The sequence below is a fragment of the Loigolactobacillus backii genome (genome assembly GCF_001663675.1).
GTDB classification, from domain to species: Bacteria; Bacillota; Bacilli; order Lactobacillales; family Lactobacillaceae; genus Loigolactobacillus; species Loigolactobacillus backii.
This window is the reverse complement of the sequence record NZ_CP014873.1, coordinates 2,065,326-2,078,484: the sequence shown is the minus strand read 5'-3', so window position 1 is coordinate 2,078,484 and position 13,159 is coordinate 2,065,326. Positions and strand designations below refer to the sequence as shown.

The window sequence follows — 13,159 nt, the reverse complement described above, 5'->3', positions numbered from 1 at the left end:
AAATCCGCCAACCTGTATGCTACAGTTAATGTAATCAGGTTGGAGGGATTTTTTTGCTTGAATTAAGCTGGCTGGACTTATTCATTCAGTATTTAGAAGTTGATCGGCGTTACAGTCCAGAAACGATTAAGGCCTATAAGGAAGATATTTTGGCCTTTATTGATTTTTTGAAATCAAATGGTGGCGTGACTTCACTGAAAGCGATAAAATTATTTGATGTAAGGACCTATCTGAGCCACTTATATGAAGTTAAATATAGCCGTAACTCAGTTTCAAGAAAGATTTCTAGTCTGCGTTCATTTTATAATTACCTCGTTAGAAATGATTTAGTGGCGGAAAATCCCTTTGAAACCGTCCAATTAAAACGGCATAATGCTCACTTACCTCAATTCTTTTACGAAAAAGAAATGACGGCCTTGTTTGCTGCCGCCAAGGGTGATCAACCGTTGGACCTACGTAATTCGGCGCTATTAGAAGTTTTGTACGCCACCGGAATTCGGGTGAGTGAGTGCGTCAATCTCACTTTGACCAACGTTGATTTTGACCTGGGCCTGATGTTAATTCATGGTAAAGGCAATAAGGATCGTTACGTGCCCTTTGGCCAATTTGCGGCGATGGCGTTAGACAGCTATTTAACCGATTGCCGCACGCCACTAATGGCAAAGTACCACGTTGAACATGATTACGTGTTCGTTAATCATTACGGTAAGAAATTGACGGCCACCGGAATTGAGTATATATTGAACCAAATTATTAAAAAAAGTAGTTTAACGGCGGATATTCACCCGCATATGTTGCGCCATACGTTTGCGACCCATTTGCTAAACAATGGTGCTGATCTGCGGACGGTACAGGAATTACTGGGGCATAGTAGTTTATCGACGACGCAGATTTATACTCACGTGACAACTGAGCATTTACAGCAAGATTACCGGAAATATTTTCCCCGCGCCAAATAAGAGAGTTTAAAGGAGTTAATAAAATGACAGCACCAAAATTTGAAGCAACTACGATTTGTGCAGTTAAACATAACGGTCACCTTGCAATGGCTGGCGATGGTCAGGTGACCATGGGCGAAAGTGTCATTATGAAGGGTACCGCTAGAAAAGTGCGCCGAATTTACAATAATGAAGTCGTTGTCGGTTTTGCCGGCAGTGTTGCCGATGCGTTTAATTTAGAAGATCGGTTTGAAAAAAAGTTAAACGAATACAGTGGTAATTTAACCCGGGCGGCAGTTAAGCTCGCCCAAGAATGGCGCTCCGACCAAACCTTACAGAAGTTGGAAGCACTGTTAATTGTTATAAATAAAGACCAATTACTACTGGTTTCTGGTAGTGGTGAAGTGATTGAACCAGATGATAATATTTTGGCCATTGGTTCAGGTGGTAACTACGCCTTGGCCGCCGCTAAGGCCTTAACTGTTCACGCAAAGGATATGTCCGCAAAAGAAATTACTGAAACGGCAATTGGAATTGCTGGCGACATTGATATTTTTACCAATCACCACATTATTAGCAAAGAATTATAAAAGTGAGGTTTAATTATGCAAGAAATTGAAAAAACACCCAAACAAATTGTTCAAGCATTAGATGAATACGTGATTGGCCAGAATGACGCTAAAAAGGCAATTGCAGTCGCATTACGTAATCGGTACCGGCGCATGCAGCTTTCTAAGGGGATGCAAGAAGAAATCACCCCGAAGAACATGTTAATGATCGGACCGACTGGGGTTGGTAAAACCGAAATTGCCCGGCGTTTAGCTAAAATCGTCTCGGCGCCATTCGTCAAAGTTGAGGCAACTAAATTTACTGAAGTGGGTTACGTTGGCCGCGATGTTGAATCAATGGTTCGGGATTTACTCGACGTTGCGATTGAAATGGAAAAGGACGAACAGTACAAGACTGTTCGCAGCGAGGCGGCCCGTGAGGCTGATAAACATTTGGTCAAATTGCTGGTTCCCGGAGTTAAAAAAGAACAGAATCAAACGAATCAATTCCAGAATTTAATGAGTGCTTTTACAGCGATGCAAAATGGCCAGAATCCAACTGCAACACCGGAAAATAACGAGGAAGTCACGGATGACGTTCGTGATCAACGCCTTTCCGTCAAGGAACAATTAGATCGCGGTTTGTTAGAAAACCGTGAAGTCACGATTGAAATGGATGATCCTAAGCAGGCCGTTGCGATGAATAATAATATGATGGGCCAAATGGGGATCGATTTATCCGAAACCTTAGGTGCATTAACACCAAAGCGGAAAATTAGTCGGACTGTAACCGTTAAAGAAGCCCGGGAAGTCTTTATTCGGGAAGAATCCGAAAAATTAGTGAATGCGGCGGATATTTATCACGCAGCGATTCAACGTGCGGAAAATACGGGCATTATTTTTATTGATGAAATTGATAAAATTGCAGCAACTGGTCAAAAAAATAGTGGTGAAGTATCCCGTGAAGGTGTTCAGCGGGATATTCTGCCCATTGTTGAAGGTTCGGCGATTACGACTAAATACGGCACGATTAACACGGACCATGTCTTATTCATTGCTTCTGGGGCCTTTTCGGACAGCAAACCCAGCGATTTAATTGCTGAATTACAAGGTCGTTTTCCAATTCGGGTTGAGTTAGACGATTTATCAACTAAAGATTTCGTACGCATTTTGACGGAACCAAATAATGCCTTAATTAAGCAATACATGGCCCTAATTGGGACCGATAATATCCACACGACTTTTACCAAAGAAGCCATTGAGCGGATTGCTGCGATTGCCTATCAAGTTAATCACGAAACGGAAAATATTGGTGCCCGGCGTTTGCACACAATTTTAGAGAAATTACTTGAGGATATTTTATATGAAGGCCCAGATATGGAAATGGGCGAGATCACGATTACAGAGCAATACGTCAACGATAAAATCGGTGATATTGTGGCGGATACTGATTTAAGCCGTTACATTTTGTAGCAGGGAGTGTTTGGAAAAGTGGTTAGATTCTACTTCGCAATTAGGAATATTACTGGCCTCGCTGACGCTGGCGACTCAATTCGTTTCGGTCACCGCAGGAAGCTGCTTTTTCGAACACGTTTCCATTAAAATAATTAGAAAAATACCAGCAGGCCTAGTTTGCAAACACGGCCCAAGGGGGAGCACACAATGACAGTAAGTATTGAAAATGAGTTTTTGAAGGCAACGTTTAAGGAACATGGTGCCGAGCTAATCAGCCTTATTTCAAAGGATTCTGGTAATGAGGCCATTTGGCAGGCTGATCCCAAAGTTTGGGGCCGCCACGCACCAATTTTATTTCCCATTGTTGGTCGCTTAAAAAACGATGAATATCGTTATCAAGGTAAGACTTATCACATGACGCAACATGGTTTTGCCCGGGATAAGGATTTTACAGTGGTTGAACAAAAGGCGGCTAGTGTTAGCTTACAATTAACGGATGACGAGCAAACGCGGCAGGTATTTCCCTTTGCTTTTGAATTAACCGTTAATTATCAATTATTGGATAATCAGCTAATCGTGGGGTACCAGGTTCATAATCCAACAACTAACGATCTTTACTTCTCAGTGGGTGGACACCCTGGCTTTCAGATCCCCTTAACGTCCGATACGGCATTTGAGGATTACTACATCAGTTATGATCCAAAGAAAACTCGCGTGCAGATTCCTTTGCAGGGTGCCTATAACGACGCCGAACATAAGACGTTAGCGTCTACTGATACAGATCACGATCTTAGCCATGAGCTATTTAAAAATGATGCTTTAATTTATGAATTACATCAGGAAAATACGTTTACGCTAAAAAATGATCAAAACAAATCCGCAATTTCAGTCACCGTTCCTAATGCGCCTTACACGGGAATTTGGTCACCGTATCCGGTCACGGGTAACGTTGTCTGCATTGAACCGTGGTGGGGAATTGCCGATAATATTGCGGCTAGTGGTGAATTAACTGAAAAAATGGGCATTAACCATTTGGCGGCTAATGAAACCTTTAACGGTAAATTTATGATTACGGTTCACCAACAACGAGCATTTTAAATAAAAATAGAGGTTGCAGCAAAAAGTTGATTTTGCCGCAATCCCTATTTTTATTTTTGACCGTTTTAGTGATCATATTTATTTCGGTTTGTGGTAGTGAAAGCCAAATGGCACCTTACTTTCCGTTCCATTTTTAATTCGTTTAAGATTGTCGCGGTGTAAATAAATGATAAAGACCATTAAGATTGCCGCAACAATGGTTAAGACACTGTCGTGGAAGAATAAAGATAGTATGACTAAAATAATCATCCCCAGCGTGCTGGCCACGCTGACCATGCGGGTGAAGTAAACTAGGCTACCAAAGACGAGCCAGCTTAAAGCAAAGAATAATGGATTATACCCTAGAACCATGCCGGCACTTGTCGCAACTGCCTTTCCACCATGAAAGTGATTGAAAATCGAAAACGAATGGCCAATAACAGCGGCCACACCGACAATCAGCGGATTAAACAGTGGGTGACTGAAGCTTTGAAAGAAATACGGTAGACAGGCCGCTAGAGTTCCTTTCAGCATATCCATAAATAAAACGACAATGCCTGCTTTTTTACCAAGGACGCGGAACGTGTTGGTGGTTCCAATATTGCCGCTGCCAAGTTTGCGAATATCCTTATGAAAAAAAAGTTGCCCGACCCATAAACCAGAAGGAATTGAACCAAGTAGGTAGGCTAATACAAACATGATAATTATTTTTAAAGTCACGACGGAGTCCCCCTCAATGTCGTTACTAAGATAGTGAGAAACTTAGTGTATTTTAGCATGTTTTGGCTCGTTTCGCCAAACATGGCGTAAAAAATGTGTTAAAATAGATTATCGAATATACGTTCCCTTTTTGACTTTTTAGCATTAATTTAATAAGGTATGATAGTGACTTAACACTATAAATTAAAAATTTGATAGTTAGTTTACTTTGAGAATGACTGTTACGTGATTATTGTAACAGTCATTTTCACGGAAACATAACTTTAAGTTGCCAGTATAATTTTAAAAATCAAGGAGTTTTTTGAATGAAACAGCAAAAAGTAACCTATGATGATTCATCAATTCAAGTGCTTCAGGGTTTGGAAGCCGTTCGTAAGCGGCCAGGTATGTACATTGGCTCCACGGACAGCAAAGGTCTCCACCATTTGGTTTATGAAATTGTGGATAACGCCGTTGATGAAGCATTAGCGGGTTTTGGTAAAGAGATTGATATTACAATCCACGCGGATAATAGCGTTACCGTTCGGGATTTTGGTCGGGGAATGCCAACCGGGATGCATTCTTCTGGTATTCCCACGATTGAAGTCATTCTAACCGTGCTTCACGCCGGCGGTAAGTTTGGTCAAGGTGGCTATAAAACTTCTGGTGGGTTACATGGTGTCGGTTCTAGTGTGGTTAACGCCTTGTCCGAAACTTTGACGGCGACAGTTGTTCGCGATGGTCAAAAGTTTCAGGAGAAGTTTCATAATGGTGGTCAACCAGTAGGTACATTGAAAAAATTGGGTAAAACCCGGGAACCAAACGGAACAACGATTACCTTTAGGCCCGATGCCACGATTTTTACGACGATCAACTTTAATTTTGCAACGTTGGCGGAACGAATTCGTGAGTCGGCTTATTTGTTGCGTGGGGTTAAATTCACTTTTACGGATGAGCGTGGCGAGGGTCAACAGGAAATTTTTCATTATGAAGAAGGTATTAAAGAATTTGTTGGTTACCTAAACGAAGATAAGGATGTCTTAGGGCCAATTATGGATTTCACCGGAACTAAGGATGGTATTTACGTTGAGTTTGCCGGCCAGTATAACGACGGCTATTCCGAAAACATCTTATCTTTTGTTAATAACGTGCGCACCAATGACGGCGGAACCCATGAGGCGGGTATGAAGACGGCCTTAACCCGGTCCTTCAACGATTACGCCCGGAAGATGAATTTGTTAAAGGAAAAAGATAAGAACTTAGAAGGCTCTGATGTTCGTGAAGGCTTGGCGGCCATTATTTCAATTCGGGTTCCCGAAGAAATTTTGCAGTTTGAAGGCCAAACTAAGGGTAAATTAGGGACACCGCAGGCCCGAGCCGCCGTTGATAATGTCATTGGTGAAAAGTTGGCCTATTACCTACTTGAAAATGGCGATTTTGGTCAAATGATGGTTAAAAAGGCCATCAAGGCCCGTGATGCCCGGCAGGCCGCCCGTAAGGCCCGGGATGATAGTCGAAATGGTAAGCGTAAGAAAAAAACCGAGTGCCTATTATCCGGCAAACTAACACCAGCCCAATCGCGCAATAGTAAACGCAATGAACTATACCTAGTCGAAGGTGATTCCGCCGGCGGTTCGGCCAAACAAGGCCGTGATCGTAAATTTCAGGCGATCTTACCATTACGGGGTAAGGTCATTAATACGCAAAAGGCCAAAATGGATGATATTTTAAAGAACGAAGAAATTAGCACGATGATTTATACGATTGGTGCCGGTGTTGGACCGGAATTTAACGTTGCGGATAGTAATTACAACAAAGTCATCATTATGACCGATGCGGATACCGATGGTGCCCATATTCAAATCTTACTGTTGACCTTCTTTTACCGTTACATGAAGCCGTTAATCGAGGCCGGCCGCGTTTATATTGCCTTACCACCACTTTATAAGTTGCAAAAAGGTAGTGGTAAGAGCCTTAAAATGAGTTACGCGTGGACCGATGAGGAACTGGCGGCCCAAACTAAAATCTTTGGTAAGGGCTTTAATTTGCAGCGCTTTAAGGGTCTTGGCGAAATGAATGCTGATCAATTGTGGGAAACTACGATGGACCCGGCAACGCGGACGTTAATTCGTGTTCGGATTGATGACGCTGCTTTGGCCGAACGCAGGGTGACCACTTTGATGGGTGATAAGGTTACCCCCCGCCGGAAATGGATTGAAAAGAACGTTGAATTTTCAATGGAAGAAGAAGGCAGTATTCTGGAGACAAAGACGGCCGGCCATTCCGGATCGGTTAAGGCGGCTGAAAAAGAGATCGATTTATTTGATAAAGGTAAATAAAGTGAGTGGTGAAATTTAATGAGTGAAAACCAAGAAAACATTCAAGAACTAACGCTTGAAGAGGTTATGAGTGATCGTTTTGGACGGTATGCCAAGTACATTATTCAAGAACGTGCCCTACCAGATATTCGGGATGGCCTAAAGCCGGTTCAGCGACGAATTCTTTACGCAATGAATCAAGACGGCAATACTTATGATAAGGGCTTCCGTAAATCGGCTAAATCAGTGGGGAACGTTATGGGTAATTTTCACCCCCATGGTGATTCAAGTATTTACGAGGCGATGGTCCGCTTAAGTCAGGATTGGAAACTCCGGGCACCGTTAATTGATATGCACGGTAATAATGGCTCAATGGATGGTGATTCACCGGCCGCAATGCGTTATACTGAGGCACGACTTAGTAAAATAGCCGGTGAGTTATTAAAAGATATCGATAAAGACACCGTTGATTGGGTGCTAAATTTTGATGATACCGAAGAAGAACCAACTGTTTTGCCAGCACGTTTTCCTAATTTATTGGTCAATGGGGCATCCGGCATCTCTGCCGGCTACGCAACAGAAATTCCACCGCATAATTTGACTGAAGTTATTGATGCATTAATTTACTTAATCGATAACCCCCAGGCCTCATTGGATAAACTAATGACCTACGTCAAGGGGCCAGATTTCCCTACTGGTGGCATTATTCAAGGGCTAGACGGTATTCGGCAGGCCTACGAAACGGGAAAAGGACGGATTGTTGTTCGCTCGAAAACCAGCTTTCAGGAATTACGTGGTGGCCGTCAACAGATTGTGGTCAGTGAACTACCATATGAAGTTAATAAAGCAGTCTTAGTTAAACGAATTGACGAAATCCGGCTATTGAAAAAAGTCGATGGTATTTCTGAGGTTCGAGATGAAAGTGATCGGCGGGGGATGACCGTTGTGGTCGAACTTAAGAAAAATGCCGACGGACAGGGAATTTTAAATTATTTATTGAAGAATACTGATTTACAAATTACGTATAACTTCAATATGGTTGCGATTAATAAACAACGGCCTGAACAACTGGGACTAAAACCAATTTTAGAGGCTTATCTGGCACACCAACGTAATGTTATTACGAAGCGGACCCAATTTGATTTGAAGAAGGCACAAACGCGGCAACACATTGTCCTCGGATTAATTAAGGCTCTGTCAATTCTGGACCAAGTTATTAAGGTAATTCGCCAAAGTGAAAATAAAAAGAATGCCAAAGATAATTTGGTGACCTCTTTTGCGTTCACGGATGCTCAGGCCGAAGCCATTGTTTCGTTGCAACTGTACCGCTTAACGAATACGGATATTACGGCTTTACGCAGGGAACAAGCAAACTTGGCCGAAATTATCAAAAATTGTCAGCAAATTCTAAATGATCCAAGTGAATTGGCAAAGGTTTTGAAAAAAGAATTACGCCAAATTAAGAAGGATTATGGCACGAAGCGTTTAAGTGAAATTCAAGCTGAGATAGAGAATATTAAAATCGATACTAAGGTTTTAGTTCCAGAAGAGGATGTTATCGTTGCTGTAAGTCATGATGGTTATTTGAAGCGTAGCAGTCTACGTTCGTATAATTCAACGACCAATGATGATAATGGGCTTAAGGAAGATGACTTTTTAATTTTTCAACAAGTTTGCAGTACGTTAGATCATCTCTGGTTGTTCACTAATAAGGGAAACTTTATTTACCGAACGGTTTATGAACTGGCTGATGTTCGCTGGAAGGATACTGGCGAACACATTTCACAGACGATTGGGTTGGACGCCGACGAAGAGATAATCCAAACTTTTGCTTTCTCCGATCTTCAGCAACCTGGTTACTTTGTATTGGCAACGACGGATGGTTACATTAAGCAAACACCATTCAAGGATTTCGCACCAACGCGAACCTACAAAACACGTGCGGCACAAGCAATTAAATTAAAAGCAAGTTCGACCGACGTTACTGACGTTATTTACGTTTTACCGGAGACTAACCTCGATGTTTTTCTGGCCAGTCAGCACGGTTACGGACTGCGTTACGCCTTAAGTGAAGTTCCGGTAACAGGCGCTAAGGCAAGCGGAGCCAAGTCAATGGCCTTGAAAGATGATGATTCGGTGGTGAATTTGGCCTTAGTTTCACCTGATGAGGCAACTCCCGTGGTGATCATTACGCAACGTGGTGCTTTAAAACGAATGAACGCTCAAGAAATTACAAAGACAACTCGCGCTCGCCGGGGAATGTTGTTACTTCGTGAATTAAAACGTAATCCACACCGGGTTCAAATCATGACAACGGCACCAAAAGATAAGGTGTTAATTGTCCAGACAACAACCCGAAAGAAGTTCACTTTAACAATGGGTGAACACCCACTTGCCGATCGCTATTCTAACGGCTCTTTCGTGATTGATACCGTTAAAGATGGCATCCCTGTTTTGGCTTATCCAGTAGTTGAAACTGAAATTGAGCCACAAGAGTAATATCTTGTTCTCTTCAAAAAGATTGATCAGAAGTTATTTTGCAAGTTTAATTTGTAAAATAACTTCTTTTTTTGCGGAAAAAGGCTATTTCTTTACTCAATAAATAATTTCTGTTATAAAAGTAATATAGACTGTACCATTTTCAAATATAACAGTGTAACCGATTAATATAGTACAGCGAGCGTATTCTTCGTACTTAAATGAATTTAAGACCACATAACAGTTTGTTGGAGAACAAAATAAGATAAATCGGTCTAGATATTGATAGTATAATAAAGAAAGGGCTTGCAAAGAACAACGGCTATGTTATACTAACTTATGAAAACTGTTACACAAAGTTTGTTAGAATTCACTAGGGAGGTACAAAGTATGAAAGAACTTAAAACCGAAACAACACAGAATTATTGGGATGGTTTCACTGCAGGTGACTGGCAGGGTGAAATTGATGTTCGTGATTTTATCCAGCAAAACTTGACCCAATATGATGGTGACGAAAGCTTCTTGGAAGGCCCGACTGAAGCAACAACAACGTTAAATAATAAAGTTATCGCATTGAAGCAAAAGGAACGTGAGGCTGGTGGTGTCTTAGACGCAGACACAAAGGTTCCAGCTACCTTAACTTCACATAAAGCAGGTTATATTGAAAAAGATCTAGAAAAAATTGTTGGTTTACAAACTGACAAACCGTTAAAACGTGCCTTTATGCCCTATGGTGGTATTAGAATGGCAGAAGATGCGCTGGAAGCTTATGGTTATAAACCGGATCCAGAAATGCACAAAATCTTTTCTGAATGGCGTAAAACACATAATCAAGGTGTTTTTGATGTTTATACACCAGATATGCGCAAGGCGCGCCATTACAAGATCGTAACTGGTTTACCTGATGCTTATGGGCGTGGCCGCATTATTCCTGATTTACCACGGGTTGCCTTATATGGGATCGACCGTTTAATTGAAGACAAGATGGCCGATGGTGCTAATTTAGGCGACGGTGAGATGACTGATTCTGTACTTAGATTACGTGAACAAGTTAGCGAACAAATTCGTGCCTTAACTAACATGAAGGAAATGGCCGCTAGCTATGGTTATGATATTTCACGGCCAGCCGCTAACGCACAGGAAGCCGTTCAATGGTTATACTTTGGTTATTTAGCCGCAATCAAGACCCAAAACGGTGCTGCAATGTCCGTTGGCCGAATTGATGCCTTCATGGATATTTTCATCCAGCGTGATCTTGATAAAGGCTTAATCTCCGAGAAGGACGCGCAAGAATTAATTGATCAATTCGTTATGAAATTACGTTTGGTTCGTTTCATTCGGACACCTGACTATAATGATCTGTTCTCTGGTGATCCAATTTGGGCTACCTTATCAATGGCCGGTGTTGGCATGGACGGTCGTCATCATGTTTCTAAGACTTCATTCCGTGTTTTGAAGACCTTAGAGAACATGGGCGCCGCACCAGAACCAAATATCACCTTACTTTGGGACAAACGCTTACCAGATGGCTTTAAACGTTATGCTTCTGAAGTTTCAATTGATAGCTCAACGATTCAATATGAAAACGATGAATTATTACGTGACCAATGGGGAACAGACTATTATGGCATTGCTTGCTGTGTTTCCGCACAACCTGTTGCTGATGGTGTTCAATTCTTTGGTGCTCGTGCCAATCTTGCTAAGGCAGTTCTTTACGCCATTAATGGTGGTGTTGATGAACTTGCTGGCGCACAAGTTGGCCCCAACGCTGAACCAATTACAAGTGATTACATTGATTATGATGAATTCATGCGTAAGTTTAGCGTTCAGACAGATTGGTTAGCCGACGTTTACGTTAACGCTTTGAATGCCATTCACTATATGCATGACAAATATGACTATGAAGCTGAAGAATTGGCACTTAAGAACACGCGCCTTGATTATACTTTTGCAACTGGTATTTCTGGTTTGTCACACGCCATTGATTCGATCTCCGCAATTAAGTACGGCCACGTTAAGATTATCCGTAATGAAGCTGGGATTGCAGTTGACTTCAAGGCTGACAATGATGATTACCCACGTTATGGTAATAATGATGATCGTGCGGATCAAATTGGTAAAGATTTGATCAAACAATTCTATAACAAGATGAACACGCATCATTTATACCATGATGCCAAATTATCAACATCAGTTCTCACCATTACATCTAACGTTGTTTATGGTAAGAATACTGGTACAACACCAAATGGCCGCCAAGCCGGCGAACCATTCTCACCCGGTGCTAACCCAGCCTATGGCGCCGAAAAGAATGGGGCCTTAGCTTCATTAATGTCAACTGCTAAATTACCATATAAATACGCAACTGATGGTATCTCAAATACATTTGGGGTAACACCACGTACACTTGGTAACGATGTTGAAGGCCAAAAGGATACCTTAGTTAACATGGTTGATGGTTACATGGAAAATAAGGGCATGCATTTGAACATCAATGTCTTTAATCGTGATACATTACGTGACGCTCAGGCTCATCCTGAAAAGTACCCAACCTTAACCGTTCGGGTTTCCGGCTACTGTGTCTACTTCGCCGATTTAACGAAAGAACAACAAGATGATGTTATTTCACGGACGTACTTTGAAGCGATGTAACTAAAAAGTTAGAAAGTGGATGAGTTTTCATCCACTTTCTAGTAAAGAGCATTAAACTACGAGTGTTTAGAAAATTGCTAGAAAAACACTAGTAAAAGTAACTTTCAAACGTGATCTAGGTTTAGTGTTCTTTACTAGAAAGTAGTTTCTTACTAGGGGTGACAGTTATGAAAATTTATGAACAAGATTTATCCGCAGCAACTGCGGTTACAGATAAAGCACCAATCGGTTACGTTCATTCAATCGAAACGTTTGGTTCAGTTGATGGACCCGGAATCCGTTACGTTGCGTTTCTACAGGGTTGTCGCATGCGTTGCCAATTTTGCCATAATCCAGATACTTGGAATATTGGAACAGGTGACGAGGTGACGGCTGACGAGATGTTAGCGGATGCTAAACGCTACCGGGCCTTTTGGGGCACACAGGGCGGCATCACAACTAGTGGTGGCGAGGCCTTACTGCAAATTGATTTTATTCTTGATTTGTTTAAGAAGGCCAAGGCAGATGGTATTACAACCTGTTTAGATACCTGTGGTCAACCGTTCACCCGCAAACAACCGTGGTTTGGTAAGTTTGAAGAGTTAATGAAATACACTGATATTTCAATGGTTGATATCAAACAAATCAATCCCCGGGAGCATAAACGGTTAACTGGTTGGAGTAATGAGAATATCTTTGATATGTTAGATTATATGCTGGAACACGATAAGCACGTTTGGATTCGCCATGTCTTAGTTCCGCAACGGACGGATTATGATTATGAATTGATTCAGATTGGTAATTACATTAAAACGATCGCACCAATCGTTGATAAAGTGGAAATATTACCTTACCACACAATGGGCGTTCCTAAGTATGAGGAACTAGGTATTAAGTACCCCTTAGATGGCATTGAACCACCAACGACATTACGGGTTAAAAACGCCGAACGCCTATTGCATACCAGCGATTACACGAATTACAAAAATTTTCCTAATTATTAAAGAAACAATAA

The 13,159-nt window shown here is 41.6% G+C and carries 9 protein-coding genes; 8 read left to right on the top strand and 1 reads right to left on the bottom strand.

Going from position 1 to position 13,159, the window contains the following annotated elements; translation table 11 throughout:
- Positions 1-53: 53 nt before the first annotated feature.
- From xerC to AYR53_RS09380, 4 genes are all read left to right on the top strand, one after another.
- The gene (gene xerC, locus AYR53_RS09395) at positions 54-959 is read left to right on the top strand and encodes a tyrosine recombinase XerC (protein WP_068224171.1); all 906 of its coding nucleotides are present in this window, start codon (positions 54-56) and stop codon (positions 957-959) included.
- 23 nt (positions 960-982) lie between these two features.
- Positions 983-1,528, top strand: coding sequence for an HslVU peptidase proteolytic subunit (gene hslV, locus AYR53_RS09390; RefSeq protein WP_068280598.1), 546 nt, complete (start codon positions 983-985; stop codon positions 1,526-1,528).
- Between the two features lie 15 nt (positions 1,529-1,543).
- Positions 1,544-2,959, top strand: coding sequence for an ATP-dependent protease ATPase subunit HslU (hslU, locus tag AYR53_RS09385; RefSeq protein ID WP_068280601.1), 1,416 nt, complete (start codon positions 1,544-1,546; stop codon positions 2,957-2,959).
- A 189-nt stretch (positions 2,960-3,148) separates the two neighbouring features.
- Positions 3,149-4,039, top strand: coding sequence for an aldose 1-epimerase family protein (locus AYR53_RS09380; RefSeq protein WP_068280604.1), 891 nt, complete (start codon positions 3,149-3,151; stop codon positions 4,037-4,039).
- Between the two features lie 78 nt (positions 4,040-4,117).
- On the opposite strand, the gene plsY is transcribed toward AYR53_RS09380, so the two are convergent.
- A complete protein-coding gene (gene plsY / locus AYR53_RS09375; protein ID WP_178378329.1) occupies positions 4,118-4,738 on the bottom strand; it encodes a glycerol-3-phosphate 1-O-acyltransferase PlsY in 621 nt (206 codons plus the stop codon).
- Between the two features lie 305 nt (positions 4,739-5,043).
- Here plsY and parE point away from each other — a divergent pair, with 305 nt between their 5' ends.
- The 4 genes from parE (at position 5,044) to pflA (ending at position 13,148) form a co-directional block, all read left to right on the top strand.
- The gene (parE, locus tag AYR53_RS09370) at positions 5,044-7,056 is read left to right on the top strand and encodes a DNA topoisomerase IV subunit B (RefSeq protein WP_068280607.1); all 2,013 of its coding nucleotides are present in this window, start codon (positions 5,044-5,046) and stop codon (positions 7,054-7,056) included.
- Between the two features lie 18 nt (positions 7,057-7,074).
- Positions 7,075-9,534, top strand: a complete 2,460-nt coding sequence (gene parC / locus AYR53_RS09365; protein ID WP_068224190.1) for a DNA topoisomerase IV subunit A — start codon at positions 7,075-7,077, stop codon at positions 9,532-9,534.
- 369 nt (positions 9,535-9,903) lie between these two features.
- A complete protein-coding gene (gene pflB, locus AYR53_RS09360; protein ID WP_068224192.1) occupies positions 9,904-12,165 on the top strand; it encodes a formate C-acetyltransferase in 2,262 nt (753 codons plus the stop codon).
- Between the two features lie 167 nt (positions 12,166-12,332).
- On the top strand, positions 12,333-13,148 hold the full coding sequence (gene pflA, locus AYR53_RS09355) for a pyruvate formate-lyase-activating protein (protein WP_068224194.1): 816 nt from the start codon (positions 12,333-12,335) through the stop codon (positions 13,146-13,148).
- Positions 13,149-13,159: the final 11 nt, after the last annotated feature.

Coding starts and splice junctions, on each gene's coding strand:
- AYR53_RS09380 (WP_068280604.1), top strand. CDS start 3,149: ATGACAGTAAGTATTGAAAATGAGTTTTTGAAGGCAACGTTTAAGGAA.
- pflA (WP_068224194.1), top strand. CDS start 12,333: ATGAAAATTTATGAACAAGATTTATCCGCAGCAACTGCGGTTACAGAT.
- parE (WP_068280607.1), top strand. CDS start 5,044: ATGAAACAGCAAAAAGTAACCTATGATGATTCATCAATTCAAGTGCTT.
- pflB (WP_068224192.1), top strand. CDS start 9,904: ATGAAAGAACTTAAAACCGAAACAACACAGAATTATTGGGATGGTTTC.
- hslU (WP_068280601.1), top strand. CDS start 1,544: ATGCAAGAAATTGAAAAAACACCCAAACAAATTGTTCAAGCATTAGAT.
- hslV (WP_068280598.1), top strand. CDS start 983: ATGACAGCACCAAAATTTGAAGCAACTACGATTTGTGCAGTTAAACAT.
- parC (WP_068224190.1), top strand. CDS start 7,075: ATGAGTGAAAACCAAGAAAACATTCAAGAACTAACGCTTGAAGAGGTT.